This window comes from Mangrovimicrobium sediminis (assembly GCF_004745945.1).
Taxonomy (GTDB): Bacteria; Pseudomonadota; Gammaproteobacteria; order Pseudomonadales; family Halieaceae; genus Mangrovimicrobium; species Mangrovimicrobium sediminis.
The window spans coordinates 351364-377106 of sequence record NZ_SRLE01000006.1 but is presented as its reverse complement, the minus strand read 5'-3'; the positions used below and the strand labels follow the sequence as shown (position 1 = coordinate 377106).

Genomic DNA, 25743 nt, shown 5'->3' with positions numbered 1-25743 from the left:
GGCGGTGTCTGAGTTTTTCATTTTTCCCGCCTCTTATCCGGCCTGCCGAGCGGCAATGCGTGACTCAATCCATGCTGTCACTTCGCTTTCAACCCACGCGCTAGCGCGGGGACCGATTTTGATAGGGCGGGGGAATTCTGGGTCTCCGTATATGCTGCTACGGCTTTTGCCCGTGCGGGCTTCTACCTCAGAAAGTTTAAGGAGGCGGTAGTCTTCGGGTTTCTGTGCCATGTCTCCGTACCTGTGTGGTTGGCATTGGATACATGTTCAGGGTATGTGCCGGATAATTGCAGGGTCTAAGTCGCCCCTAGTTTTCGGGCTGACTTTGACCCCCTCTCTGGTGTCTGACTTTGCGGACGGTCCGCCGGGGGTTCGCGCTGTTGGTTCTGATGCCGTTGAGCATTAGTATTTCGTGGGCTAGTTCTGCGGCTCTCGACAGGGTCATGTCAGGCAGTGATTCCAGTAACTCGGCAACATCGCTCAGTAGTTGGCGCTCGATCTCGCGGCTGCCGCCAGCCTTGTCATAGGGGGCGTTCTTTAGTTCTGCAACTCCGGTTTTGCAGCAAGCCTCAAGGTCTTGTAAGTACTCCATATACCGTGAGGGCAAATGCTCCAGAATGTCGCCCCCACGCAGGTTGTTCATCCAGAACGCAATATTTTGTTCCATATCACTCGGAAGCAGAGCGACGCATTCCTGCATTTTTTTTGAGTACTTTGCCAAGTCTGCTAGTAGAGCCATTTTTTCACGGGAGGTGGGCCGGCTGGCGTAGAATTCACCCCACATACGGTATTCGCCAAATTTGAACGATATTTGAGTCTCTAGGTCCCCAGTGTAGCCAGGTACCTTGCGCAGTACGTCGAGGCTTCTATCGGAAAGTGTGAGGTTGTGCCACCCTCCAACATATGGCGTTTTGTGCTTTGCCACACGCACCCCCTCGGTGCCCCCAAATTGATGGCAGCGCCAGGCCGTTAGGGTTACGGCTTTTCGGGGGCCATCCTAGGCGCTGTGATCAAATTGTAGTCTGTGTTGGCTTTGCCCGTCGACACTATCGCCATAGAATCTACCTTTCAGGGGCTGCACAGAGTGAAGAGTATTCTTTTTGTGCCAGAGTTCTAACAACAGGGAAGTGCAGGTTTATGGGAAGTATATTCGTAGAAATTGCCTACTCCACTCTTGTGGAAATTGTCCCGAGACTAATCTCAATCGTTCTGCCGCTTTTGGGGGCTTTTTGGATCTACAAAATCAGAGAAAAAGCAGCGGCTGAAGCGAAAATATTCGAACTTGGAAGAGAAATCGCAAACCTGATTCAGTCCTTCGATATGCGCGGGCCCGTAGACGGAATTTGTTATTCGTTCATTGACCGAGCATTAGTGAACTCAGACGAACTCAATCGGGATAAGGCAATAGGTCGATTGCTTAGGGAAAACCTTCCCGCCAAACTCTACTCAGAGGACCCTGACGAAAGGTACGATGCTTCGGTTCTTGTAATTGCTATAGCCACAAACCGCATTCTTCGCTTAGTACCGTACACCGTTACTTGGTCAGGAAGGGGTGTTGCATATAGCACGTTTGGTGAACGGATTAATGTAGAGGACAGTTTTTTTCCCTTTGGAACAAAGTTGTATAGAGAATGGACTGTTCTATTTAGTGACCTATACAACGATCTATTTGCGATTTTGCATTCGAGAAGAGTCCTGACAAGAAATTTTCTTGAGAAACAGAACTGGGTCCCCGACATCGATAAAGACTTTATGGAAACCTGGTTCGAAAAAATCGGGAATGGCATGAAGGATTTACGCCCGCTTCATGCGAAACTCCTCACCCAAATTCAAATAATTGACTCTCAAATCGATTTAGAGCGTTTGAAAAAGGGAATAATTGAGACCGTCATATATTGTGTCCTGATTCTAATCTCTGGGTATCTTATTCCACGATTTCTTATGCTCTCTGAGGCCCTCACTGGTTACAACATGGTTTGGGTTGGGCTTTCAACCGTTATTGTTGGCTGCATGGTGGTTAGGAAAATCGCTGTATTGGCTAGACCTCGGACGGAGAAGTATCTCCAAAGGAAAATATTTCTTCCCGGCCTTATTGATTCGCTCGAGCGGATGGAGCACTGGTACTTAAAATATAAGTTTCTTGATATAAAAAATGTTATTTCTCTTGAGTCTGATATGAGACTCGGAAAACGAATTACGCAAAATTTAGGCTTGCTCTGTGAACGAATATCCTCAGTGAATCATTATGGCGAGGTGCTGCTCCAGCGCGTGGAGGTGGGTCTTGCGGATATTGAGCGGGATTTCCCTACCTCTCGAGTTAACCAGCAGTCCTTCGGACTCAAAGTTACGGATTTTTTGATCGATCTGGACGATTGTGAACGCATTCACCAAAGGGTTCTAAGTGAAATCTATAATTTTACAATTGAGACTGATGAAATGGACTCCTCGCGAGGAATACTGAGCGTAAATTTGTCCGATTTGGACGACTGTCAGAGAGCGGCATTCTGGGCGCGAATATGCGACCTGCGAGACAGTATAAGAGCGGATGTTATATCTACGTCAGTAAACGTTGCAATGGAAGAGTTCCAGGCATGTCGGTTAGAGGTTTTAGGTCAAGTTCGGAAAAAATTAGCCGAGAGTAATCAGAAAAGTTAAGGATTGCTGAGACTTTTTGTGAACCTGCCTGTGACAACGTTTCCGTCGCAGGCAGCCACTTTCAGGGTGTCTAAGTAGTCAGCCCAGCGCTGCATCATTTCCCTTCTTCCCTCTAGGTGTGTAGTTCGATTGTACGCCCTGCCGTTGGTATCCTTTACTGCATGGGCCAATTGATGCTCGATCCAGTCTACCCGGTAACCCAGTACCTCATCGAGTAATGTGCGGGCGGTAGCCCGAAAGCCATGCGGAGTGACTGTATCATTGCTATAGCCCAGTGTTCGTAGAGCCGTGCGCACCCCGTTTTCTGAAAGACATCGACTCGCCCCTCTTGCGCTGGGGAAAACATACCTGCCGCGACCCGTTAAGGGGTGCAATGCCCGCAGTAGTGCCGCTGCCTGAGTGCTCAATGGGACAATGTGCGGAAGACGCATTTTCATTTTCTCCGCGGGCAACTCCCAGCGTTTTTCCTCCCAGTTGATTTCTGCCCACTCCATCGATCTGATTTCGCCCGGGCGCTGAAAGAGCAATGGGGAAAGAAGCAGTGCAGTTTTTACAACCGGAGTACCCTGAAAGTGCTCCATTGCTTGCAGCAAACAACCTAGTTCGGCGGGGTCTGTGATGGCCGCGAGGTGTTTCTTTTTAGGGTTTTTGAGTGCGCCTTTCAGGTCGCCGGAGGGGTCGCGTTCTGCTCGGCCAGTTGCAACCGCAAATCGGAATACTTGGCCAGCAGTTTGCTTAGCCCTGTGCGCCGTTTCTACTGCCCCTCGCGATTCAATGCGGCGGAGTGCGGCGAGTAACTCAGGGGCGTTTATGGCGGCAATGGGGCGATTGCCGAGTGCGGGGAATAGGTCTTTTTCTAAGGCGCGCAGCGTGCGCTCCCGGTGGCTGACTGATTTTTCCACCATTCTGGTTGCAAACCACTCGCGCGCTATCGCCTCGAAACTTTCTGCAGAAGCCAAGTGGCGGGTGAGTTTTTCCACCTTGCGCACCTCTCCAGGGTCTGTGTTCTCGGTCAGTCTGTCGCGCGCTTTTTGGTGGGCGCGGCGGGCCTCTTTTAGTGAGACTTCGGGGTAAACCCCGAGCGCTAGGCTTTTTTCTTTCCCAGCGTAGCGGTATTTGTAACGCCAGTATTTCGCCCCATTGGGCTGTACCAGTAGGTATAAGCCCCGTCCATCGGCAAGTTTGCGCGGCTTTGCTCCGGGCTTGGCTTGTTTTACCTCAGTGGCAGTTAGTGGCATGGCTCGCCTCCTGTGGATTGGGGGTATGTCCAATGGGGTGGGTCGAAATACCCCCGGAGTTACCCCCTATGGTGGGGGTATGTCGCTGGATGAGGATGGACGGCTCTGGATGTATTATAAACAAAAAGGCCCTGTATTACAGGGCCTTAGGGTTGTTCTTGGATGTTCTTGGATGGGTAGTTGGTGGAGGCGGCGGGAGTTGAACCCGCGTCCGCCGGTAGTCTGCCTTCGGCTCTACATGCTTAGATTCCGTTTATTGATTTAGCCGTTCACAGCCCAACGGGCAGGACGTGAATAGCGATCCCCGTAAGAGTTTAACAGCGCCGCCCGGGGCGAACTTTGCTGCGATCCAGTTCTATATGACAGTCCGTAGCGCGGGGCTGGAACCTTGCTAAAGACCGCTAGCGGGGTTTATGCCGCCAGAGCGTAGTTGTCGTCGTTGGCAACTATTAAGGTACAGCTTTGGATTAACGTGATTGGCTGCCATCACGGCATGCACCTCAGGGTTCGTATCCGTCGTCGAATCCAAATCGCCCCCGGTGAGTGCGCGATTATAGCGCATCTTTTTGTGTGAAACGGGTAAATTTGCACACGCCGGCTTAGACATACTTTGCATAACAAAGTTCACTTGCTGGTTCCCTTTGAGCAGGGCGTGTATCCTCGCCCGCACACTTCAGCCCGTTCGGAGGCAGGCTCCTGGAATCCTTGCTACCTCTTGTGCTCACCATGCTGGCGACCGGCGCGGTCGCTGGCGTGCTGGCGGGCCTGCTCGGGGTCGGTGGCGGTATCGTCATCGTCCCGGCGCTGGATTTTGCCCTCGGTGCGCGCGGCGTCGACCCGGCGATCCGCATGCATATCGCCGTGGGTACCTCGCTGGCGACCATCATCTTTACCTCTGTTTCCTCGGCGCGCGCGCACCATGCCCGCGGTGGTGTGGATCGCGACCTCGCCGTCTACTGGGGGCCCTTCATTTTTGTCGGCGCGCTCATCGGTTCAGTGCTAGCCGCCCAGGTGCACAGCGAGGCCTTGGCCCTGTTGTTTGGCATCGTGGCGTTCCTGGTGGCGGTGAAGATGGTGCTGCCGCTGGATGAGTTGCACCCGTGGAGCGCCGTCCCCCGCGGCGCCGGCGGCTCCGTGACGCCGACCCTGATCGGCCTGCTCTCCAGTATGCTGGGGATTGGCGGGGGCACCTTCAGCGTCACCGCGCTGACCCTGATGAGCCAGCCCATCCACCGGGCGGTGGGCACCTCGGCCCTGTTCGGCCTGTTGATTGCCCTGCCGGGCACCCTGGGTTTCGTGGTTACCGGCTGGAACGACCCGAACGTGCCCCCCGGGAGCCTGGGTTACGTCAACCTGGTCGGCGTGGCAGCCATCGCGCCGATGACAATCCTGATGGCGCCGCTGGGCGCTGCTCTCGCGCACCGCCTGAGCAAGCGCCAGTTGAACCTCGCATTCGGCAGCTTCCTGCTGGTGGTTTCGGTACGCATGCTCTGGCGCGCTCTGCTTTGAGTGGCGCTCTGAAGCGTTAAAGAGACAAGCGCAAAATAGGAAGGGTTAGAAGCCGCAACCGGTTGCCGGGGAGCAATCGACTGCGGCTGGGGGGGGAAGTTGCCGTATTGCAAGGGAATCGCATCGCGCAAGGGTCCCTCACCCGGCGCTCTCCTCCATGGGAGAGTCTGGCGGTATATAACCGTATCCCAAGTGGCGGGTTACTCCAGTTGTGCGTTGGGGGGTAGGGGAGACCCGCTCACGCCTTTACTATGGTCGCTGGTCCGGGGAGTCGCAAGGCGGATATTAGACCGTGTCTTTCTAAGCTGGCACGGGCTGATAACACAGGTTTATTGGCGCACGTTGTCGCGCACAATGCGCTGCTTCTGCCGTTGCCAGTCGCGCTCTTTCTGCGTGTCGCGCTTGTCGTGTTCCTTCTTGCCGCGCGCCAGCGCGATGCGCGCCTTCACCAGGTGGCCCTTCCAGTAGAGGTCCGTGCACACGCAGGTCAGGCCTTTTTGCGAGGTGCCCTCGACGATGCGCGCCAGTTCCTTTTTGTGCAGCAGCAGTTTGCGCGTGCGGGTGGGGTCGGTGACAAAGTGGGTGGAGGCGGTGTCCAGCGGCGTGATCTGCGCGCCGAGCAGCCAGGCCTCCCCGTCCTTCATCAACACGTAGGAATCGGTCAGGTTGCCCTTGCCCATGCGCAGCGCCTTGACCTCCCAACCGGTCAGCGCGACGCCCGCCTCGAAGTTCTCGAGCAGTTCGAAATCGAAGCGCGCGCGCTTGTTGCGGGCGATGGTGTTGTCGGATTGTTTCGGTTTCTTGGCCATGGCGCGCATTATACGGGGGTGCGGGAGTCCGGAAAGGGGAATTTCCCCCTTTTCTACTCGGCCGTGCTCATGCAAGCTAAGCCCATGAAATTGCAGGTGAAGTTGATTTGGCGGCGGGTCCAACGGTAAGCCTGGTCGGCTGGCGCAGCCGCACCACCTTCGTCCTCGCCCTGGCCGCGGCATCGGTCGGGGTGGGTTCGCTGTGGCGTTTTGCGTGGTTGATGGGCAGCAACGGCAGCGCCGCCTTCCTGCTCACCTACGTCGCCTGCCTGTTGCTGGTTGCCGTGCCGCTGTGTTGTGCGGAGGCGGCGCTGGGTTGCACCGGTCGCGCCAGCCCGCTGCTGGCGATTCGGCGCGCCGCGCAGGGTTCGGAGGTTTCCGGCCAGTGGCGCTGGTTGGGCCTGCTGGCCGCGTTCACCGGCTTTCTGCTGGCCGGCAGCCAGGTGGTGGTGGCGGGCTGGAGCCTGGGTTACCTCAATCTCATGCGCGGCGACGTGTTCTCCGCCGCCAGTGTGCCCGAGGTGGCCAAGCGCTTCGGCGACCTGGTCGAGGACACGGCGATGCAGATACGCTGGCAGTCCGTCTTCGTCGTCCTGCTCACCGGCGTGCTGGCGCTCGGCGTCAGGCGCGGGCTGTCACTGCTGTTCTGGCTGGCGGTGCCGGCCATGCTGGCCTTGCTCGCTCTCCTCGTGAGTTTTGCCTTTGATACCGGTGACCTCGAGGCCACGCGCAATTTTCTGTTCAATACACGCCTGCTCGACTTCGATGTCGAGAGCGCGTTGCTGGCGCTGGGGCAGGCACTGCTCGCCATGGGCACCGGGGTAGGGGCGGTGCTGATGTTCGGCGCCTACTCGCCAGACGGCGCACCCATCGGCCGTTCGGTGATGGCGGTGGCGCTGTTTCACACCGTGGTGGCGCTGCTTGCCGGCCTCGCCCTCTTGCCCCTGGTCACGGCCAGCAACATGCTGCCCGCCGGTGGTCCGGGCCTGGTCTTCATCGGTGCGCCTTACGCCTACGGCAACCTCATTCAGGGCGAATTCTACGGTGTGCTGTTTTACGCCCTGATGGGAATTACCGCGCTCGCGGCGGCGGTCGCGATGCTCGAGCCGGCGGTGGCACTGGTCAACCAGCACCTGGGCCTGAGTCGCCCGGCGGCCGCTGCGGCGGTGACCCTGCCGCTATGGATCCTGGCCTGGGCGATCGCCGCGTCGGTGAGTTCCTATGGCTGGATGGGCCAGCACAACCTGCTGGTGAGCGTCGATCACCTGGCGGCGCGGTTGCTGTTGCCACTGGTGGCACTGGGTACTGCGGTGTTTGTCGGCTGGCGCCTGCGGGCAGATGTTCTGCGGCCGCGTTTCGCCCGCGAGGCGGACCTCTCATTCTCGCTTTGGCGCGGACTCCTGCGCTATATTACGCCCCCCGCCCTGGCCCTGATCCTCTGGGCGGGTTACTTCCGCTAATGGGGCGTCCATGACGAGCATCCACCGCAGCGCGCTGTTGCCCTACCGGGCACGGCAGCTGTTTGATTTGGTCAACGATATCGAAGCCTACCCCGCCTACATGGATGGCTGTGTGGGTGCGCAGATACTGCGTCGCGAGGCCGACCTGGTCGAGGCGCGCCTGGACCTTGCCAAGGGCGTGGTCTCGCAGAGCTTCGCTACCCGCAATCGTTTGGTGGACGAACGCCACATTTCCCTGGAACTGGTCGAGGGCCCCTTCGATCATTTTCGCGGCAGCTGGGAGTTCCTGCCCCTGGGCGAGGCCGCCTGCAAGGTCAGCCTGGAACTGGAATTTCGCGTGCGCAGCAGCCTGCTGGGCGCCGCCGCGGCGCGCCTGTTCGACAGCGTGTCCGACAACCTGGTGAGCGCCGTGGAGCGGCGCGCGCGACAACTCTATGGGTGAGCCGATGAGCGAGAGGCCGATGATCATGGTGGAAGTGGCCTACGCCCTGCCGCACAAGCAGGCGATTCTCAGCGTGGCAGTACCCGAGGGTACTTCCGCCCTGGAGGCAGCGCGGCGCTCGGGCATACTCGACAAGTTCGAGGGCATCGACCTGGATAATGCCAAGCTCGGCATCTTCGGCAAGCCGGTCTCCCCGGAGCAGGCGCTGCGCGAGGGCGACCGGGTGGAGATCTACCGGCCGCTGCTGGCGGACCCGAAGGAAGTTCGCAAGGCGCGCGCCGCCCGCTCGCGGGAGCGCCGCGCGGGGAAGGACGAGGAATAAATCAGGATAAGCCGGGGCGCGGCGGGATCAGGTAGAGGGCGTTGCGTCGCCCGTGTCGCCAGGGCCACCAAAGGCGGTGGGTACCTGGTCACCGCGTACATCGACCAGTCGGTCGCCGTCGAAGTACACGGTGAGTTTCGACTGCGCGAGAACCTTCAGCCCGTTGCGCTTGCTGTAGCTGTAGTCCCAGCGGTCCAGGTTGAAGGTATCTTCCACCAGCGGGGTGCCCAGCAGGAAGCGCACCTGGCGGCGGCTCATACCGGGTTCTAGCTGCTCTACCTGCTCCTGGGTGACGATGTTGCCCTGTTCCACGTCGATCTTGTAGACGCCGGGAAAGCCCAGGAAACCGCAGGCGCTGAGGCTGGCGACAAGCAGCGCCAGCAGTAGGATACGCATGGGGTAAAACTTCCACTTCATTTGATGCGGTGGCATCATACCTCTACTCAATCTGACAGAGAACCCCCCTTTAATGTCCGAAGAGAACCAGGAACTGCGCCGGGCAGGTCTCAAGGTCACCCTGCCGCGGGTCAAAATCCTGCAAATACTGGAAAGCACCGACGATACCGAGCAGCATATGAGCGCGGAGGATGTTTATCGCGCGCTGCTTTCCGCCGGAGAGGACGTCGGCCTGGCTACTGTGTACCGGGTGCTCACCCAGTTCGAGACCGCCGGGCTGGTCACACGCCACCATTTCGAGTCCGGCCACTCGGTGTTCGAACTGGCCAAGGGTGACCACCATGACCACATGGTGTGCCTGGATACCGGCGACGTCATCGAATTCAACGACCCGGTGATCGAAGAGCGCCAGCGCAAGATCGCCGAGGAAAACGGCTACGAATTGAGCGACCACTCGCTGGTGCTCTACGTGCGCAAGAAGAAAAAGAAATAGCAATCAGCCGTCCGGCAGGGCGGTGGCAATCTTTTCCTGAATTTCCCTGGTACTGCGAACACCCGAACGGCTCGGGGTGGTGTGCACTGTTTTTCGCAATGCGCTCGTTCGCAATGGGCTCTTTCGCAATGGGCTCTTTCGCAATGCGCTAGCCGCGATCCGGGGGCACCGGTGCCTGCCATCAGGACGTCGCCAGATAGGTCTCCAGCAGGCTGGCCAGGCTGCGCGGCGTGGCGAAGTGCTCCTCGAGAAAATCGCCGTCGTCGAATTCGAAGTTGTGGCGCTCTTCCAGTTGTGTGATCAACTCCACCACGGCGAAGGAATCGAGGTCGAAGCCGCCTGCAAACAGCGGTGTGTCGATGCCGGCGTTTGCCGCGTCGAGGGTTACGTCCATGGTGTCGCAGATCATCGCCACCAGTTCCTCGGCCAGTGCCTGTTGCATGCTGTGTGTTTCCAGTGTCAATCGTGGGCGGCGGAGGCCGCGGTGGAGGTCGTCGTCCTGTCAAGGGAAGCCGGCGCATCCGCTTGCGCCAGCTGTGTCTGGATAGCCTGTCGGTCCGGCTTGCCGCTGGGCAGGCGCGGCAGCGCATCCCACCACAGGAAGGTGTCGGGAATCGCGTAGTGGGCGAGCACGCTACGCACCTGCTGACGGATCTCGCGCGCATCCAGCGCCTTGTCCGCGGCCACGCACACGGCGGTCAGCTGTGCGCCGCGCGGGGTTTCGCCATTGCTGCAGACCACTGCGGCGACGATGGCGTCGAGTTGCGACAGGGCCTGCTCCACGGCGCTGAAGGAGACCAGCTGGCCGTCCCGGTTGACCGTGTGATCGCGGCGGCCGTGGATGCGCAGGTAGCCCGCCGCGTCGAGCTCGCCGAGGTCGCTGGTGCGGTATACGCCGTCCAGCAGCAATTCGCCCGGTTGTGCGCGGCCGGCGGCATCGGCGTAGCCTGCGCAGCCACTTGCGTGTCTGAAGCCAAGTACAGCGGGAGAATCTTCGCCGGCAGCGGCCAACTCGACACCGGGCATCAGGCGGCCACTGGTTTCGCGACGCGTTGCGGCGGGGTCGTCCGGCGAGCCCGCGGCAATTGCCCCCAGTTCCGTACTGCCGTAAAGGCACACGACACAACCGTGTTTTTGCTCGTAGGCGTCGAAGGTGCTGGCGGGTGCCCGGTCGCCGGCGAGCACGGTGAGCCGGTACTGGCGCGGCGACTTGCGCACGCGCAGCAGGCTGTGGGCAAAGCTCGGGGTGAGGTAGGCCACGCTGGGCTTGCTGGCCGCCTCGCGCTGCAGGTAGCGCAGCACGTTGGTGTCGCCGATCAGCGCGACATTAGCACCGGCGAGCACCGCGGGCAGGAAAGCCGCCCCGAGCCCGTACATGTGAAACAGCGGCACGGGGATGGCGATGCAGTCGGTCTCGGCCAGTTGCAGGCGTTCGCGGCAGTTCTGCGCGTTGCGCCACAACAGCGGGTGGCTGTGCACGGCGATGCGCGGCGTGCCGGTGGAGCCGGAGGTCGCGGCGTACAGGCGGCCGGCGCACTGGCTGCCCGTGCTGTCGTTGCCGGTGGCGAGCATGCGTGCGGGCCGCGCATCGGCGTCGATGCCGGCGGCGGGCAGCAGCAGGTGCGAGCAAAATGCCGGCAGTGCAGCCAGCGCGTCGCTGTCCGGGGTGTCGTCGGCGACAGGGTGTGCGAGGTACACGCCCTGGCCGCGCGCCAGCAGGTAGAGCAGGGTGACGGCGCTGGCCACGTCGTTGTCGCAGGCCAGGGCAACTGCCTGGTCCTCGCCGATACCGCTTTCGGCCGTGAGTTCGTCCAGGGCGGCGAACAGCTGCGCACAGTCGCTTAATGCCAGCTGGCTGTTGGCGTCGCTGATCACGGTCCGGCTTGCGAGCAGGTCCTCGCGTCGTAGATGCAGTTTAGTGGTCAATTCAGTTCAAGCAGCCTGTACGGCTGTCGCCTCCCCCTGGCGGCCCTCCAGTATATGAATAATGACAATTGTTCGAGAGGGTATGAATAAATATGGACCCAATATTGGGTAGCGGCAAGTCGCCGTCGGGGTCCGCATGGGTGGTTGCCCCGCGCCTGCGGGCGCGCCCCTGGGTTCAGGCGCCCGCGCTGTCGAGCATTTCCCGGGCGTGGGCGCGGGTCTGGGCGGTGATGTTGACCCCGCCGAGCATGCGCGCGAGTTCCTCGACCTTGCCTTCGGCATCGAGGCTTTCGAGCTGGGTCTCCAGGGTTTTGCCGCGCTTGGACTTGCTCACCCGCAGGTGGTGGTGCCCCTGGGCGGCCACCTGTGGCAGGTGGGTCACGCACAGCACCTGGGCGCGCTGGGCCAGTGAGCGCAACAGGCGGCCGACGACTTCGGCCACGGCGCCGCCGATGCCCACATCGACCTCATCGAAGACCATCGCCGGCACCGTGCTACTGCTGGCCGCCACCACCTGGATAGCGAGGCTGATGCGCGACAGTTCGCCGCCGGAGGCAATCTTGCCCAGCGCCTGCGGCGCCGCGCCGGGGTTGGTGCTGATGCGCAGTTCGACTTCTTCGCGGCCGTGGGGGTGCGGCTGGTCCTGCTCGCGCGGGGTCAGGGCGATTTCCAGCTGACAGTGCGCCATGGACAGCGAGGCGAGCACGTCCTGGGTTGCGACGGCCAATTTTTTTGCGGCCTTCGCGCGCGCTTTGCCGAGTTTGCCGGCCTGTTCGCGGTAGTCGCTGGCGAGCTGGTCCATCTCCGCCTGCAGGGCATCGACGCGCTCCGCGCTGCCGGACAGCGTATCCAGTTCCTCCTGCAGGCGCTGGGCGGTTTCCAGGACCTGCTCGGGCAGCACTCGGTGCTTGCGGGCCACGTCGTAGATGGACTCCAGGCGCGACTGCACCTCGCGCAGGCGCTCCGGGTTGACCTCCACCCGGTCCAGGTGCCGCTGGATTTCCCCGCGCGCCTCGCTGAGCCCGATGGCGGCGCTGTCGAGCAGTTCGCGCGCACTTTGCGCGGCGGCGCTGCCGTGGGTGCGCTCGTCGAGCAGTTGCAGGGTGCGACGGGCCCCGGCGGCGTGTTCCTCGCATAGTTCCAGCGCCTGGTTGGCGCTGACCAGGATGTCCTCGGCGTTTTCCAGGTTGCGCTGCTCGTCCTCCAGCGCCTCGAGTTCGCCCTCCTGCAGGCCCAGTGCCTCCAGTTCCTCCACCTGGTAGGTCAGCAGCTGCGTGCGGGCGCCGTGCTCCTCGCGGTTGCCCGCCAGCAGCTCCAGTTCGCGGTGCGCGCGCAGCCAGTCGGAGGCGGTGTTCTCGACCTCCTGCACCAGCCTGGCATGGCCGCCGAACTCGTCGAGCAGTTCCCGCTGCACCGCGCGGCGCAGCAGGGACTGGTGGGCGTGCTGGCTGTGGATGTCGATGAGCAGGGCGCCCAGCTCTGCGCAGTCCTGGGCGGTGGATGGGCTGCCATTGATATAGGCGCGGCTGCGGCCCTCGGCGGTGATGACCCGGCGCAGCAGGCACTCATCGCCGCTGCCGAGGTCGCGGCTGTCCAGCCAGGCGGCGGCCGCGGGAATGTCGTCGATGGCGAAGGTGGCCGCGATTTCGGCGCGCTCCGCGCCGGGGCGCACGGCGCGCGGGTCGGCGCGGTCGCCCAGGCACAGGCCCAGGGCGTCGAGCATGATCGACTTGCCGGCCCCGGTCTCGCCGGTGATCACCGTCATGCCGGCGGCGTATTCGACCTCCAGTTGCGAGACGATGGTGTAGTTGCTGATGCTGAGATGGGTAAGCATGGTGGCGCGCCGTGGGTTTTGCCATCTATACCGCAGAAGCCTCGCGGCGTAAATATCGCCGCCGCGTGCGGTTTGGCGATTGCGCCCCCTTGTGATAAAAATCCGGGGTACACGGACAGGATGTGCAATGACTGACGACGCTATTTCAGATCGGGCCAAGGTGCTGCTGCAGACGCTGGTGCGCAGGCATATCAGCGACGGACAGCCGGTGGGGTCGCGGACCCTGATGGAGGAATCCGGCCTCACGGTGAGCGCAGCGACCATCCGCAACGTGATGTCCGACCTCGAGGAGCGCGGCTACCTGGCCTCCCCGCACATTTCCGCCGGCCGCGTGCCCACCGCCCGCGGTTACCGCTTTTTCGTCGACTGCCTGCTGCAGGTGCAGCCGCTGGAGGACCAGGCCGTGGCCATCCTGCGCAGCCAGTTGCACCCGGACCGGCCGGCCAGCGAGCTGGTGCAGAGCGCCTCGTCGCTGCTGTCCAGCATCACCGCCCAGGCTGGCTTGGTGACCCTGCCGCGCAAGGAGCCCGGGCAGCTGCGCCAGGTGGAGTTCCTGCCCCTGTCCGGCGACCAGGTGCTGGTCATCCTGGTGGTCAACGACCGCGAGGTGCAGAACCGGGTGATCCGCACCCGGAGACCGTTCACCCAGGAGCAGCTCAACGCCGCCGCGGCCATGGTCAACCAGCGCTTCGCCGGGCGGCCGCTGCAGCAGGTGCAGGAGCAACTGCTGCGCGAGATGCGCGATGCCCGCAGCCAGATCGACAACTACATGCAGGCCACCCTGGACCTGGCCAGCCGCGCCCTGGACCAGGAGGAGCCCGGCGACGACTGCGTGGTGGCCGGCGAGTCCCGCCTGCTGGGCAGCGCCACCGCCGAGGAAATGCTCAAGCTGCGCGAACTGTTCGATGCCTTCGAGCGCAAGAAGGACCTGCTGCACCTGCTGGAGCGCTGCTCCCAGGCCCAGGGCGTGCAGGTGTTCATCGGCGAGGAGGCCGGCTACGAGGTGTTCGGCGACTACTCGGTGATCACCGCGCCTTACACCGACGGTGCGCGCACCCTGGGTGTGCTGGGTGTGATCGGCCCGACGCGCATGGCCTACGAGCGGGTGATCCCGATCGTCGACGTCACCGCGCGCATGCTCGGCTCCGCGCTCTCCCGTTGATCAAAACCTGAGCAAAAAAAGTCCCGCAAGCGGGCGAATTCGCCCTTGAATTCGGGCCGTGCGGCCCCAAATCCGCGTATTGTCGTCAATATCCAGCCATATGGAGTGCAAGCGTGGCCGAGCAAAATTCCCAGCAGCCCGAAACTGAAATTCCCGAGGAGCAGGTCGCGCCGAGCGAGGCCGCGCAGGGCGATCACCTGCCCCAGGGCGAGGCCCCCGAGGTGTCACTGGAGGTCGATGTCGCCCGTCTGGAGGAAGACCTGGCCACCGCCCGGGAGGCCGCGCTGCGCGCCCAGGCCGACGCCCAGAACATCCAGCGCCGCGCCGAGATGGATGTGGAGAAAGCGCGCAAGTTCGCCCTCGAGCGCTTCGCCAGCGAACTACTGCCGGTGGTCGACAACCTGGAGCGCGCCCTGCAGGCCGCGGATGGCGACGCCGAGGCAGTGCGCCCGATCGCCGAGGGTGTCGAACTGACCCTGAAGAGCTTCCTCGACGTGCTCGGCAAGCACAACATCGCCGTGGTGGACCCGCACGGCGAACCCTTCGACCCCAACCTGCACCAGGCCATGAGCATGGTCGACAACCCCGAGGTCGAGCCGAACACGGTGATTGCGGTGATGCAGAAGGGCTACACCCTCAACGGCCGTCTGGTGCGTCCCGCGATGGTCATGGTCAGCCGTTAAAAATCGCACGAACACGTCTTTGGAGGGTTGAATCGCCACGATTCGACCCCAAATACCGGAACATCGAGATAGTAACGGGCGCCCCGAGGGCCCCTGAGGAACTGGAGAGAAACAATGGGCAAGATTATCGGAATCGACCTGGGTACCACCAACTCCTGCGTATCCGTGCTGGAAGGTGGCAAGCCCCGCGTCATCGAAAACGCTGAAGGCGATCGCACCACCCCGTCCATCGTCGGTTACACCGAGGACGGCGAGACCCTGGTTGGCCAGAGCGCCAAGCGCCAGGCCGTCACCAACCCGAGCAACACCCTGTTCGCGGTGAAGCGCCTGATCGGCCGCCGCTTCAAGGACGATGTGGTGCAAAAAGACATCAGCATGGTCCCCTACAAGATCATCGAGGCGGACAACGGCGACGCCTGGGTAGAGGTCAAGGGCGAGAAAATGGCACCCCCGCAGGTCTCTGCCGAAGTGCTGCGCAAGATGAAAAAGACCGCCGAGGAATTCCTGGGCGAGCCGGTCACCCAGGCGGTGATCACCGTGCCTGCGTACTTCAACGACTCCCAGCGCCAGGCCACCAAGGACGCCGGCAAGATCGCCGGTCTCGAGGTCAAGCGCATCATCAACGAGCCGACTGCCGCTGCGCTGGCCTACGGCATGGACAAGGCCAAGGGCGACCACACGGTAGCGGTCTACGACCTGGGCGGCGGTACCTTCGACATCTCCATCATCGAGATTGCCGAAGTGGACGGCGAGCACCAGTTCGAGGTGCTGTCCACCAACGGCGACACCTTCCTCGGTGGTGAGGACTTCGACCTGCGCCTGATCGAGTACCTGGCGGCCGAGTTCAAGAAAGAGTCCGGCATCGACCTGCACAACGATCCGCTGGCCCTGCAGCGCCTGAAAGAGGCTGCGGAGAAGGCCAAGATCGAGCTGTCCTCGTCGCAGCAGACCGAGGTGAACCTGCCGTACATCACCGCGGATGCCACTGGTCCCAAGCACCTGGTGGTCAAGCTCTCGCGCGCCAAACTGGAGTCGCTGGTGGAGGAACTGGTCAAGCGTTCCATCGAGCCGGTGAAGACCGCGCTGCAGGACGCCGGCCTGTCGCCCTCTGAGATCGACGACGTTATCCTGGTCGGTGGCCAGACCCGTATGCCGATGGTGCAGAAAGCCGTGGCCGACTTCTTCGGCAAGGAGCCGCGCAAGGACGTCAACCCGGATGAAGCGGTAGCCATGGGCGCCTCTATCCAGGGCGCGGTACTGTCCGGCGACGTGAAGGACGTACTGCTGCTGGACGTCACCCCGCTGACCCTGGGTATCGAGACCATGGGCGGCGTGGCAACCCCGCTGATCGAGAAGAACACGACGATCCCGACCAAGAAGTCACAGATCTTCTCCACCGCGGACGACAACCAGACCGCCGTGACCATCCACGTGGTGCAGGGCGAGCGCAAGCAGGCCGCGGGCAACAAGTCCCTGGGTCGCTTCGACCTGGCGGACATCCCGCCGGCGCCGCGCGGCATGCCGCAGATCGAAGTCACCTTCGACCTCGATGCCAATGGTATCCTGCACGTGTCCGCGAAAGACAAGGCAACCGGCAAGGAGCAGTCGATCCAGATTACTGCCTCCGGCGGCCTGTCCGAAGACGATATCGAGAAGATGGTCCAGGACGCCGAGGCCAACGCCGAAGCGGACAAGAAGTTCGAGGAAGTGGTGGTCGCGCGCAATACCTGCGATGGCCTGATCCACGCCGCGAAGAAGACCCTCGAGGAAGCCGGCGCGCACGCCACGGATGAAGAGCGCTCCGCCATCGAGGCCGCCATCAGCGAGGCCGAGGAAGCGGTCAAGGGCCAGGACAAGGACGCCATCGACGCCGCGGCCACCAAGCTCACCGAGGCCACCGGCCCGGTCGCGCAGAAGATGTACGCGGCCCAGGGCGACGCCGCCCAGGGCGCCGCGGCAGGTGCCGGCGCGGACGCTGGCGGTGCCGGCGCGAGTGCGGACGACGTGGTCGATGCCGAGTTCGAGGAAGTCAAGGACGACGACCGCAAGTAAACCGGACCCGGCGCCCCGCGCGCCGGCTTCGTACGAATGCGACGGCCGCTAGCGGTCGTTACCAGACCACGCAGGCCACGTTGCCTGCGTGGTTGTTTCAGGATTCCCAGGTCAGTGCGCTAAAACTATGTCGAAACGCGATTTTTACGAGGTCCTCGGGGTCAGCAAGGGCGCTGACGACAAGGAAATCAAGAAAGCCTATCGCCGGGTGGCGATGAAGTACCATCCGGACCGCAACCCCGACGATCCGGAAGCTTCGGACAAGTTCAAGGAGGCCACCGAGGCCTACGACGTCCTCATGGACGAGAACAAGCGCGCGGCCTACGACCGCTTCGGTCACGCCGGGGTCGACCCGCAGATGGGCGGGGGCGGCGGCGGTTTCGGCGGCGGCAGCTTCAGCGATATTTTCGGCGACGTGTTCGGCGACATCTTCGGCGGCGGAGGCGGCCGCGGTCGCGGCGGCCCGCAGCGCGGCTCGGACCTGCGCTACACCCTGGACATCACGCTGGAAGAGGCGGTGCACGGCACCACCGTGGAAATCCGCGTGCCCAACCTCGCCACCTGCGACACCTGCGACGGTTCCGGCGCCAAGGCCGGCAGCCGCCCGCAGACCTGTACTACCTGTAACGGCCACGGCCAGGTGCGTATGCAGCAGGGCCTGTTCCAGGTGCAGCAGACCTGCCCGGCCTGTCGCGGCCAGGGCCAGATCATCACCGACCCGTGCAACACCTGCCACGGCCAGGGCCGCGTGGAGCGCACCCGCACCCTGTCGGTAAAAGTGCCACCGGGGGTGGATACCGGTGACCGCATCCGCCTGTCCGGCGAGGGCGAGGCCGGCATGAAGGGCGGCCCGCCCGGCGACCTGTTCGTGCAGATCTCGGTCAAGCAGCACACCATCTTCGAACGCGATGGCAAGCACCTGTACTGCGAGGTGCCGATCACCTTCGTCGACGCGGCGCTCGGCGGCGAACTCGAAGTACCGACCCTGGACGGCCGGGTCAAACTGAAAATCCCGCCGGAAACCCAGACCGGCAAGCTGTTCCGCCTGCGCGGCAAGGGCGTCAAGCCGGTGCGCGGCGGCAGCGTCGGCGACCTGTTGTGCCGCGCCGTGGTCGAGACCCCGGTCGCCCTGAGCAAGCGTCAGCGCGAGTTGCTCGAGGAGTTTGCCGAGACCTTGGGCCAGGACGGCAAGCGCCAGTCGCCGCGCCAGCAGAGCTGGTTTGAAGGCGTAAAAAACTTCTTTGAAGACATCACCTCGTGAGCGCGCGGATCGGCATTACCGGCGCCGCCGGTCGTATGGGGCGCACACTCATCGAGGCGGTGGCAGCTGCCGGCGATGACCTGCAACTGAGCGCCGCGATCGAGCGTGCCGGCAGTAGCCTGGTCGGTGCAGACGCCGGCGAACTGGCGGGCACCGGACGCAACGGTGTGGTGGTCAGCGGCGACCTCGCGGCGGTGATTGGCGAGATCGATGTGCTGATCGATTTCACCGTGCCCGACGCCACCCTGGCCAATCTCGAACTGTGTGCCGCCAACGGTGTGGCCATGGTTATCGGTACCACCGGCTTTACCCCTGAGCAGCAGGCGCGTATCGACGCCGCCGCGCAGACCATTCCCATTTGCAAGGCGTCCAACTTCAGCACCGGGGTGAACCTGTGCTTCAAGCTGTTGGAGACTGCCGCCCGGGTGCTGGGCGACGACGTGGACATCGAAATCTACGAGGCGCACCACCGGCACAAGATCGACGCGCCCTCCGGCACGGCGCTGAGCATGGGCCAGGTGGTGGCCCATGCGCTGGGTCGCGACCTGGGCAAGGTCGCGGTCTACGGCCGCGAGGGACAGACCGGCGCCCGCGAGCGCGAGACCATCGGCTTTGCCACCGTGCGCGCCGGGGATATCGTCGGCGACCACACGGTGATGTTCGCCGCCGAAGGCGAGCGCGTGGAGATAACCCACAAGGCCTCCAGCCGCATGTCCTTCGCGCGCGGCGCCGTGCGCGCCGCGGCCTGGCTCGGCGGCCGCGAAGCGGGGCTTTACGACATGCAGGACGTGCTGGGACTGGCCGGCTGAACCACGGGAGTGACTGACCTTGACTGACTACATCGTCAATATCGATGAGACCAACGCGGCGGCGATGCTCATCGACGAATCCCACAAGCGCCCCGTGCTGGTGGATTTCTGGGCCGACTGGTGCGCGCCGTGCAAGACCCTGATGCCGATGCTCGAGAAGATCGCACAGGAGTACAAGGGCGCGCTGCTGTTGGCCAAGGTCAACGCCGACGAGCAGGCGATGATCGCCCAGCAGTTCGGTGTGCGCAGCCTGCCTACGGTCGTGGTGATGCTCAACGGCCAGCCGGTCGATGGCTTCGCCGGTGCGCAGCCGGAGAGTGCGGTGCGCCAGATGCTGGAACCCTACCTGCCCAGCGCCTGGGACGGCCTGCTGCAGATGGCGCAGGAAGCGATGGAGCAGGGCGATTTCGCCAGTGCACTGACACCGCTGCGCCAGGCCTGGGAGGAGTCCGGCCAGAAACTCGAAGTGACCTGGCTGTACGTGCGCGCCCTGATCGAAAGCAAGCGCCTGGAAGAGGCGGAGCAATTGCTGGACGGTATCCGCCTGGCCGACCAGGACGCCAACTACGAACAACTGCGCGCGCTGCTGGAGATTCGCCGCGAGGCGGCCAGGTCGCCGGAGGTGGAGGCGCTGGAGAAACAGCTCGCGGAGAACCCCGACGACCTCGACGTGCGCCACCAACTGGCGGTGCAATGCACCGACGCCGGAATGTTCAAGGACGCGCTGGAGCACCTGATCACTATCCTGCGCAAGGACCTCAACCACGCCGACGGCGCCACCAAAAAAGCGCTGTTGGATACCATCGCCAGCCTGGGCAAGGGCGACCCGCTGGCCGCGGAGTACCAGCGCAAGCTTTACAGCCTGCTCTACTGACCTGTCTTCCCGGCCAGTACCGGGGGGCGGGCGCTGGGGTCAACTCTGGTGATCGCTGTCAACATTGAGTCCCGCACGCCCAACCGGTAAGTTTTCTTCGGGCTTTTGGCTACACTACTGCACGTTCCGCAGCGGACGCGGCGAATCTTCGAGGGGAGACTGAGTATGCGACTGGGCATATTGCTGGGCTATTCGGGCAAACGCATTCACCTGCCGCTGGACCTGATCCGACAGGCGGAATCCATGGGTTACGACTCGGTGTGGACCGCGGAGTCCTACGGTAACGACGCGGTCACCGCGGCGACCTGGATCCTGGCGCAGACCGAAAAAATTCGTGTGGGCACGGCAATCATGCAGATGCCGGCGCGCACGCCGGCGATGGCGGCGATGACGGCCATGTCCCTGGACCAGATGTCCGGCGGTCGCTTTATTGCCGGACTCGGCGCCTCCGGTCCCCAGGTGGTCGAAGGCTGGCATGGCGTGCCCTATGGCAAGCCGGTGACCCGCACACGCGAGTACATCAAGATCATGCGCGCGATCATGGCGCGCGAAGGGCCGGTGGAATTCCAGGGGGATATCTACCAGATGCCGAACTGCGGCCCCGGCACCACGGGCCTCGGCAAGCCGCTGAAGTCCATCCTGGACCCCAGCCCGAACATTCCCATCTACACCGCCTCCATCACCCCGGCCGGACTGCGCTGCGCCGGCGAGATGGCCGACGGCGTGTTCCCGGTGTGGATGGACCCGCGGCAGTTCCACGTGCTGGGCGAGCACCTCGAGGCGGGCTTCGCCAAGGCCGGCGGCGGAAAGTCGCTGGACAACTTCGACATCTCGCCCTTCGTGTTCGTGGCGGTCAACGACGACGTGGCGGCGGGCATCGACTCCCTGCGCCCGGGCCTGGCCCTGTACATCGGCGGCATGGGCGCCAAGGGCAAGAATTTCTACCACGACTACGCGGCGCGCCTGGGATTTGCCGAGGCGGCGGATGAGATCCAGGACCTGTACCTGGCCGGCAAGCACGCCGAGGCCTGCGCCGCGGTGCCCACGGAACTGGTGGATGCGGTCGCCCTGGTAGGGCCGCGCGAGCGCATACGCGAGCGCCTGGTGCCCTGGAAGGAAGCGGGCGAGCGCGGCGAGATCGGTACCCTGTTGCTCGGCGTTCACGACCCGAGCGTGCTGGAGTTCTTCGCCTCGGAAATCCTCTGATGGATATCGCCGGCAAGGTGGTGATCGTGACCGGCGCTGCAGCCGGTATCGGACGCGCCCTGGCGCTGGCGGCCCACGCGGCGGGCGCAGGCAAGGTGGTGGTCACCGACCTGGATGGCGACGGCGCCCGTACTGTCGCCGAGATGGTCGGGGGCGATCACTATGCCCTCAACGTGCGCGACGAGGCGGCGATTGCCGACGTCGTGCGGCAGGTTGAGAACGACCACGGCGCTGTCGACCTGTTCTGCAGTAACGCAGGGATCATTGCGCTGGACGGGGAGCCCTGGTGGGCGACCTCCGCCCCCAACGGTACCTGGCAGGCGATGTGGGAGATCCACGTGATGGCCCATGTCTACGCCGCCCGGGCCTGCCTGCCGGGGATGCTCGAGCGCGGTTCCGGCTACTTCCTTAATACGGCCTCGGCGGCGGGGCTGCTCAACCAGATTGCCGATGCGGCCTATTCCACCACCAAGCACGCCGCCATCGGTTTCGCCGAGGCGCTGGCGATTACCCACGGTGACGACGGCATCAAGGTGTCGGTGCTGTGCCCGCAGGCGGTGGCCACCGGTATGGTGGATGACATGTCCGACGGCGCCCGCGCCGGCGCCGGCAGTGCTGCCAGCGTGGATGGCGTGCTCTCCGCCGAGGCGGTCGCTGCTGCTGCGATGGAGGGTGTCGCCGCCGAGCGTTTCCTGATCCTGCCGCACCCCAATGTAGAACAGTATCGCCAGGCTAAGGCCGCTGACTACGAGCGCTGGTTGGGCGGTATGCGCAAGCTGCGCCGCAAGGTGGGCTTCGGCAGCACCGGTCACTGAGGGCTCGAGCTTGTTACGCCAGGAGCGCTTCGCGCGAACCATACTCAACGGCTTTGAAGCCTACTTCGCCGAGTTCCAGAACATCACCCTGGCGGCGCGCAGCCGTTTCGAGAACGCCGACTGGCCCGGCATGCAGGAAGCCTCGCGCCAGCGTATCGACCTGTACAAGGAAAAGACCATCCAGGTTAATACCTATGTCGAACTTATCGCCGGCGAGCGGCTGCGCGATTTCGAGTTCTGGCGCGAGGCCAAGGCCATCTACTCGCGGCTGATCGAGGACCACGACAATTTCGAGATCGCGGAAACCTTCTACAACTCCGTGTTCTGTGCGGTGTTCGACCACCACCAGATTCGCGACGAGTACGCCTTCGTGTTCTCGCCGCGCGGCGACATGCCGCCGGCGGATGTCAGTCGCGTCTACCGCACCTATCGGTTGCGCGGCGATCTCGGTGCGTTGCTGGCAGCTGTGCTCGAGGACTACGCATTCGACCTGCCCTTCGAGGATCGCGAACGCGATATACGCAATCTTGTCGCGGCGATAGAAAGCTATGTCGCGCCGCGCCTGGACCTCGCCGGGGAGGGCGTCGAGTTCCATGTGCTGGAGCCGCATTTCTTCCGCAACAAGAGCGCCTACGTGGTGGGGCGCATTGTCAGTGATGGCAAGACCATGCCCATGGTGCTGCCGATACTGCACAACGAAAGCGGCGGCGTGTACGTGGACACGATCCTGTTCGGCTCGGACAAGCTCAGTGTCATTTTCAGCTTTACCCGCTCCTACTTTTTCGTCAACGCCTCGATTCCCTCGCAGTACGTGTTGTTCCTGCAGCAGCTGATGCCGGCCAAGCCGATCTCGGAAATCTACAGCGCCATGGGGCACAACAAGCACGGCAAGACCTATTACTACCGCTGTGCCTTCCGCCATATGACCAGCACCACGGACAAGTTCATCATCGCCCCGGGTATCAAGGGCATGGTGATGAGCGTGTTCACGTTGCCGTCCTACGACTTCGTGTTCAAGATCATCAAGGACCGCTTCACACCGCCCAAGGAGATGACCCGCGAGCAGGTCAAGGAGAAGTACCGCCTGGTAAAGCGCTGGGACCGCGCCGGGCGCATGGCGGATACCCAGGAGTTCACCAACCTGGCGTTCGCCCGCGAGCGTTTCTCCGATGAGCTCATGGAGGAGTTGCTCGAAGTGGCCCCGTCGCTGATCGAGGAGCACGGCAAGGCGCTGGTGATTCGCCACGTCTACGTGGAGCGGCGCATGACCCCGCTCAATCTCTACCTGCAGAAGGCCACTGACGAACAGGTGGTGGCGGTGATGGACGAGTACGGCAATGCGATCAAGCAACTGGCCGCGGCGAATATATTTCCCGGCGACATGCTGCTGAAGAATTTCGGCGTCACCCGTCACGGGCGGGTGGTGTTCTACGATTACGACGAGATCCAACCGCTGACCGAGTGCAACTTCCGCGAAATTCCCAAGCCGCGTACCGAGGCCGAGGAAATGGCCAGCAAGCCCTGGTATACCGTTGGCCCGAACGATATTTTTCCCGAGGAATTCCGGCTGTTCTTCTCCGGCAACCAGCGTGCGCGCAAGGTCTTCGACAGCATGCACAGCGATATCTATGCCGCCAGCTTCTGGCGCGGCCTGCAGGAGCAGGTGAGCAGCGGCTACATCGAGAGCTTTTTCCCCTACCGACGCAAGCTGCGCTTCGATCGCGGGGTGGCTGACTGATGTCGACGCTGTACCTGATACGCCACGGGCAGGCCTCGTTCGGCACAGAGGATTACGACCGGCTTTCGCCGCTGGGCCGGCTGCAGGCCAGTCGCACCGGCGAGTACCTGCGCCGCAGCGGTATACAACTGGATGCGGCCTACAGCGGTGAGCTGCGGCGCCAGCGTGAAACCTGCGAACTGGCCCTGGCGGAACTCGGTGGTTCCGTGCCCGTCACCGTGGACGCGCGGTTCAATGAGATTCGCAACGACGAGCAGTTCGAGACCCTCGGGCCACACCTGGCCGCCTCCGACCCGGAACTCGCGGCGCTGCTGGCGCGCTCGCACGATGACAGCAAGAGCTACCAGAAGGTCTTGCGTGCCATCTTCAATCACTGGGTGACGCAGGACTGCAGCGCGTTCGGCATCCAGGCGTGGGCGGACTACCGTGAAGCGCTGGATCTGGCCCTTGGCGAACTCATGCAATCCGAAGGCAGTGGGCGCAGTGTGGCGCTGTTCACCTCCGGTGGTACGATTGCAACGATTGTCGCCGGTGTGCTGGGGCTGGACGGCACGGCGGTGTACCGTTTCTACGAGCCCATCTTCAACTGCTCCATTACGCAGTTGTTCTTCTCCGGCCAGCGCGTCTCGCTGTCCTACTTCAACGATCGCTCCTTCCTGCAGTTACTGGGCGAGCAGTACAACGAGGAACTGCTGAGCTACCGCTGAGTAGAGAGCTTCAGGTACAGCCAGTGGCCGGCCCGGTAGCGGTGCACGATAAGTACCGCCTTGATGCCGAAGTCGAAGAGCGTTGTCGCGAACATCCAGTAGATCGACATATCCAGCACGACGAAAATCACCGCCGGTATGAGTCGCCCGGCGATCATGCCGATGATGGTGTTGACAAGGGGGAAGCGCGTGTCGCCGGCGCCGCGCAGTGCCGCGGCGAGGGTGATCTCGATAGCCATGACCGGTTGCGAGAGGGCGATCAGGTAGATGAATATCACGGTCAGCCGTACCGCCTCCGGGTCTTCGATCATGAAACCGGCCAGTTCCTCCGCGTAAATGGCCAGCAACACGGAGAAGAACACCATCGCCGCAATCGCCATGCGCAGGCCGCGCCAGCCCGCGGCCATCGCCGACTTTGGGTCACCGGCGCCCAGTTGCTGGCCCACCAGGGTTGCGGTGGCGATACCGAAACCGAAGGCTACGACCAGGGAAAACGACACCACGCTGATGCCGATGCCGTAGGCCGCGTAGGCCTCGGTGCCGTACTGGCCCAGGATCAGGAAGAAGGCCAGCATGGCGAACTGAATGAAACCCTGCTCAATGATGGCAGGCGTGCCGATCTGGATGATCTGGCGGGTTATCGTCGGGTCGATGTGCCAGCGTTTGACTGCACCCAGCGTGAACTTGCCGCGCCACCAGCGCAGCGTGAAGAGCACGGCAGTGATACCCGCGGCCAGCCCGCCACCGAGTGCGGTCCCCGCGATGCCCATCCGCGGCAGGCCGAAGCTGCCGTAGGTCAGCCAGTAGGCGAGGAGCACGTTTAGAACCACGCTTGCAAAGAGGAACCACAGGGGAGTGATGACATCCCCTGTCGCGCGCAGTGCGGTGGAGAGAATCATGTTGATGGACAGGAACACGCAGAAGATCGCATACCAGAAAATGAATTCACCGGCCCGGTGGGTGGTCTCCGCATCCAGCCCGAAGCTTGCGGCGACACCGTGAGGGAATATCAGCAGGGGAATCGTCAGCAGCGCCGCCAGTGCGACGCACAGGGCCATGGAGGTCCAGGTCGCCATCTCGGCCCCGGGACGATTGCCTGCGCCCCAGTTGCGGGCCACGATGGCGGTGGTGGCGACGGACAGTCCCATCATCATCGCCTGCACCAGGAAGAACACCCGGTGTCCGGTGGTGACGGCCGCCACGGAACTGGTCCCCAGCCCGGACAGGATCTTGATGTGGGAGAACTGGATCGTCGTCAGCAACAGGTTGGACAGGATCGTAGGCCAGGCCAGTTGCCACACGCGGCGCGAGGTCGAGCCAGTCGAATTGGTGTGAGTCTCTTCCACTGCCGG

General features: G+C 62.8%; 25 protein-coding genes and 1 other RNA gene. 16 read left to right on the top strand and 10 right to left on the bottom strand.

What is annotated here, in order from left to right; translation table 11 throughout:
• Nucleotides 1–33: 33 nt before the first annotated feature.
• Entirely contained in the window at nt 34–231 is a 198-nt protein-coding gene (locus E4634_RS08465; protein ID WP_135442792.1) for a helix-turn-helix transcriptional regulator, read from the bottom strand.
• Between the two features lie 76 nt (nt 232–307).
• A complete protein-coding gene (locus E4634_RS08460) occupies nt 308–925 on the bottom strand; it encodes a hypothetical protein (RefSeq protein ID WP_135442790.1) in 618 nt (205 codons plus the stop codon).
• A 212-nt stretch (nt 926–1137) separates the two neighbouring features.
• Between E4634_RS08460 and E4634_RS08455 the strand changes: the two genes are divergently transcribed.
• Nucleotides 1138–2655 carry a hypothetical protein gene (locus E4634_RS08455; RefSeq protein WP_135442789.1) on the top strand — a complete coding sequence of 506 codons (1518 nt, stop codon included), beginning with the start codon at nt 1138–1140 and terminating at the stop codon, nt 2653–2655.
• Here the strand turns inward: E4634_RS08455 and E4634_RS08450 are convergent.
• Both E4634_RS08450 and ssrA read right to left on the bottom strand, forming a co-directional pair.
• Complete coding sequence (locus tag E4634_RS08450; protein WP_135442786.1) at nt 2652–3893, bottom strand: tyrosine-type recombinase/integrase; 1242 nt, start codon at nt 3891–3893, stop codon at nt 2652–2654. The two genes, E4634_RS08455 and E4634_RS08450, sit on opposite strands and share 4 nt — an antisense overlap.
• A 181-nt stretch (nt 3894–4074) precedes the next feature.
• Nucleotides 4075–4431: a transfer-messenger RNA gene (ssrA, locus tag E4634_RS08445) on the bottom strand.
• 188 nt (nt 4432–4619) lie between these two features.
• Here ssrA and E4634_RS08440 point away from each other — a divergent pair.
• The gene (locus E4634_RS08440) at nt 4620–5402 is read left to right on the top strand and encodes a sulfite exporter TauE/SafE family protein (protein ID WP_135442783.1); all 783 of its coding nucleotides are present in this window, start codon (nt 4620–4622) and stop codon (nt 5400–5402) included.
• 329 nt (nt 5403–5731) lie between these two features.
• On the opposite strand, the gene smpB is transcribed toward E4634_RS08440, so the two are convergent.
• Complete coding sequence (smpB, locus tag E4634_RS08435) at nt 5732–6211, bottom strand: SsrA-binding protein SmpB (protein ID WP_135442780.1); 480 nt, start codon at nt 6209–6211, stop codon at nt 5732–5734.
• Nucleotides 6212–6318: 107 nt separating this feature from the next.
• On the opposite strand from smpB, the gene E4634_RS08430 reads away from it, so the two are divergent.
• The 3 genes from E4634_RS08430 to E4634_RS08420 are packed head-to-tail and all read left to right on the top strand — an operon-like array spanning nt 6319 to nt 8435.
• On the top strand, nt 6319–7671 hold the full coding sequence (locus E4634_RS08430; protein ID WP_135442777.1) for a sodium-dependent transporter: 1353 nt from the start codon (nt 6319–6321) through the stop codon (nt 7669–7671).
• 10 nt (nt 7672–7681) lie between these two features.
• On the top strand, nt 7682–8113 hold the full coding sequence (locus E4634_RS08425; protein ID WP_135442774.1) for a type II toxin-antitoxin system RatA family toxin: 432 nt from the start codon (nt 7682–7684) through the stop codon (nt 8111–8113).
• A gap of 4 nt (nt 8114–8117) precedes the next feature.
• Complete coding sequence (locus E4634_RS08420) at nt 8118–8435, top strand: RnfH family protein (protein ID WP_135442771.1); 318 nt, start codon at nt 8118–8120, stop codon at nt 8433–8435.
• Between the two features lie 27 nt (nt 8436–8462).
• Here E4634_RS08420 and E4634_RS08415 read toward each other — a convergent pair whose 3' ends face one another.
• On the bottom strand, nt 8463–8831 hold the full coding sequence (locus tag E4634_RS08415; RefSeq protein WP_135442769.1) for an outer membrane protein assembly factor BamE: 369 nt from the start codon (nt 8829–8831) through the stop codon (nt 8463–8465).
• A 73-nt stretch (nt 8832–8904) separates the two neighbouring features.
• On the opposite strand from E4634_RS08415, the gene fur reads away from it, so the two are divergent.
• Nucleotides 8905–9324 carry a ferric iron uptake transcriptional regulator gene (gene fur / locus E4634_RS08410; RefSeq protein ID WP_135442766.1) on the top strand — a complete coding sequence of 140 codons (420 nt, stop codon included), beginning with the start codon at nt 8905–8907 and terminating at the stop codon, nt 9322–9324.
• A 181-nt stretch (nt 9325–9505) separates the two neighbouring features.
• Here fur and E4634_RS08405 read toward each other — a convergent pair whose 3' ends face one another.
• The 3 genes from E4634_RS08405 to recN form a co-directional block, all read right to left on the bottom strand.
• Nucleotides 9506–9766: an acyl carrier protein gene (locus E4634_RS08405; RefSeq protein WP_135442763.1), complete on the bottom strand. Its 261-nt coding sequence runs from the start codon at nt 9764–9766 to the stop codon at nt 9506–9508.
• A gap of 17 nt (nt 9767–9783) precedes the next feature.
• The gene (locus E4634_RS08400; protein ID WP_135442760.1) at nt 9784–11250 is read right to left on the bottom strand and encodes a class I adenylate-forming enzyme family protein; all 1467 of its coding nucleotides are present in this window, start codon (nt 11248–11250) and stop codon (nt 9784–9786) included.
• A 175-nt stretch (nt 11251–11425) separates the two neighbouring features.
• On the bottom strand, nt 11426–13084 hold the full coding sequence (gene recN / locus E4634_RS08395) for a DNA repair protein RecN (RefSeq protein WP_135442757.1): 1659 nt from the start codon (nt 13082–13084) through the stop codon (nt 11426–11428).
• 127 nt (nt 13085–13211) lie between these two features.
• Between recN and hrcA the strand changes: the two genes are divergently transcribed.
• The 10 genes from hrcA to E4634_RS08345 all read left to right on the top strand — a co-directional run bounded on the left by hrcA (nt 13212) and on the right by E4634_RS08345 (nt 24391).
• Nucleotides 13212–14246, top strand: a complete 1035-nt coding sequence (gene hrcA / locus E4634_RS08390) for a heat-inducible transcriptional repressor HrcA (protein ID WP_135442754.1) — start codon at nt 13212–13214, stop codon at nt 14244–14246.
• Nucleotides 14247–14359: 113 nt separating this feature from the next.
• On the top strand, nt 14360–14929 hold the full coding sequence (grpE, locus tag E4634_RS08385) for a nucleotide exchange factor GrpE (protein WP_135442751.1): 570 nt from the start codon (nt 14360–14362) through the stop codon (nt 14927–14929).
• A 114-nt stretch (nt 14930–15043) separates the two neighbouring features.
• The gene (gene dnaK / locus E4634_RS08380; protein ID WP_135442748.1) at nt 15044–16981 is read left to right on the top strand and encodes a molecular chaperone DnaK; all 1938 of its coding nucleotides are present in this window, start codon (nt 15044–15046) and stop codon (nt 16979–16981) included.
• A 127-nt stretch (nt 16982–17108) separates the two neighbouring features.
• On the top strand, nt 17109–18242 hold the full coding sequence (gene dnaJ, locus E4634_RS08375; RefSeq protein WP_135442745.1) for a molecular chaperone DnaJ: 1134 nt from the start codon (nt 17109–17111) through the stop codon (nt 18240–18242).
• Entirely contained in the window at nt 18239–19051 is an 813-nt protein-coding gene (gene dapB, locus E4634_RS08370) for a 4-hydroxy-tetrahydrodipicolinate reductase (protein WP_135442741.1), read from the top strand. Before dnaJ ends, dapB begins: the two co-directional genes overlap by 4 nt.
• Before the next feature lie 19 nt (nt 19052–19070).
• Entirely contained in the window at nt 19071–19925 is an 855-nt protein-coding gene (gene trxA / locus E4634_RS08365; RefSeq protein WP_135442738.1) for a thioredoxin, read from the top strand.
• A gap of 165 nt (nt 19926–20090) precedes the next feature.
• Entirely contained in the window at nt 20091–21131 is a 1041-nt protein-coding gene (locus E4634_RS08360) for an LLM class F420-dependent oxidoreductase (protein WP_135442735.1), read from the top strand.
• Nucleotides 21131–21946: an SDR family oxidoreductase gene (locus E4634_RS08355; RefSeq protein ID WP_135442732.1), complete on the top strand. Its 816-nt coding sequence runs from the start codon at nt 21131–21133 to the stop codon at nt 21944–21946. Before E4634_RS08360 ends, E4634_RS08355 begins: the two co-directional genes overlap by 1 nt.
• A gap of 10 nt (nt 21947–21956) precedes the next feature.
• Nucleotides 21957–23684: a bifunctional isocitrate dehydrogenase kinase/phosphatase gene (gene aceK, locus E4634_RS08350; RefSeq protein WP_135442729.1), complete on the top strand. Its 1728-nt coding sequence runs from the start codon at nt 21957–21959 to the stop codon at nt 23682–23684.
• The gene (locus E4634_RS08345; RefSeq protein WP_135442727.1) at nt 23684–24391 is read left to right on the top strand and encodes a histidine phosphatase family protein; all 708 of its coding nucleotides are present in this window, start codon (nt 23684–23686) and stop codon (nt 24389–24391) included. The genes aceK and E4634_RS08345 overlap by 1 nt, the downstream gene beginning before the upstream one ends.
• On the opposite strand, the gene E4634_RS08340 is transcribed toward E4634_RS08345, so the two are convergent.
• Entirely contained in the window at nt 24382–25737 is a 1356-nt protein-coding gene (locus tag E4634_RS08340; protein WP_167854822.1) for an MATE family efflux transporter, read from the bottom strand. The genes E4634_RS08345 and E4634_RS08340 overlap by 10 nt on opposite strands.
• Nucleotides 25738–25743 lie beyond the last annotated feature (6 nt).

Bases quoted from the DNA above. Each gene is read 5' to 3' on its own strand.
- E4634_RS08345 (WP_135442727.1), top strand. From the start codon at position 23,684: ATGTCGACGCTGTACCTGATACGCCACGGGCAGGCCTCGTTCGGCACA.
- E4634_RS08415 (WP_135442769.1), bottom strand. From the start codon at position 8,831: ATGCGTATCCTACTGCTGGCGCTGCTTGTCGCCAGCCTCAGCGCCTGC.
- E4634_RS08450 (WP_135442786.1), bottom strand. From the start codon at position 3,893: ATGCCACTAACTGCCACTGAGGTAAAACAAGCCAAGCCCGGAGCAAAG.
- dnaK (WP_135442748.1), top strand. From the start codon at position 15,044: ATGGGCAAGATTATCGGAATCGACCTGGGTACCACCAACTCCTGCGTA.
- E4634_RS08405 (WP_135442763.1), bottom strand. From the start codon at position 9,766: ATGCAACAGGCACTGGCCGAGGAACTGGTGGCGATGATCTGCGACACC.
- smpB (WP_135442780.1), bottom strand. From the start codon at position 6,211: ATGGCCAAGAAACCGAAACAATCCGACAACACCATCGCCCGCAACAAG.
- E4634_RS08455 (WP_135442789.1), top strand. From the start codon at position 1,138: ATGGGAAGTATATTCGTAGAAATTGCCTACTCCACTCTTGTGGAAATT.
- dnaJ (WP_135442745.1), top strand. From the start codon at position 17,109: ATGTCGAAACGCGATTTTTACGAGGTCCTCGGGGTCAGCAAGGGCGCT.
- E4634_RS08465 (WP_135442792.1), bottom strand. From the start codon at position 231: ATGGCACAGAAACCCGAAGACTACCGCCTCCTTAAACTTTCTGAGGTA.
- E4634_RS08360 (WP_135442735.1), top strand. From the start codon at position 20,091: ATGCGACTGGGCATATTGCTGGGCTATTCGGGCAAACGCATTCACCTG.
- hrcA (WP_135442754.1), top strand. From the start codon at position 13,212: ATGACTGACGACGCTATTTCAGATCGGGCCAAGGTGCTGCTGCAGACG.
- E4634_RS08425 (WP_135442774.1), top strand. From the start codon at position 7,682: ATGACGAGCATCCACCGCAGCGCGCTGTTGCCCTACCGGGCACGGCAG.
- E4634_RS08440 (WP_135442783.1), top strand. From the start codon at position 4,620: ATGCTGGCGACCGGCGCGGTCGCTGGCGTGCTGGCGGGCCTGCTCGGG.
- E4634_RS08420 (WP_135442771.1), top strand. From the start codon at position 8,118: ATGAGCGAGAGGCCGATGATCATGGTGGAAGTGGCCTACGCCCTGCCG.
- fur (WP_135442766.1), top strand. From the start codon at position 8,905: ATGTCCGAAGAGAACCAGGAACTGCGCCGGGCAGGTCTCAAGGTCACC.
- recN (WP_135442757.1), bottom strand. From the start codon at position 13,084: ATGCTTACCCATCTCAGCATCAGCAACTACACCATCGTCTCGCAACTG.
- E4634_RS08355 (WP_135442732.1), top strand. From the start codon at position 21,131: ATGGATATCGCCGGCAAGGTGGTGATCGTGACCGGCGCTGCAGCCGGT.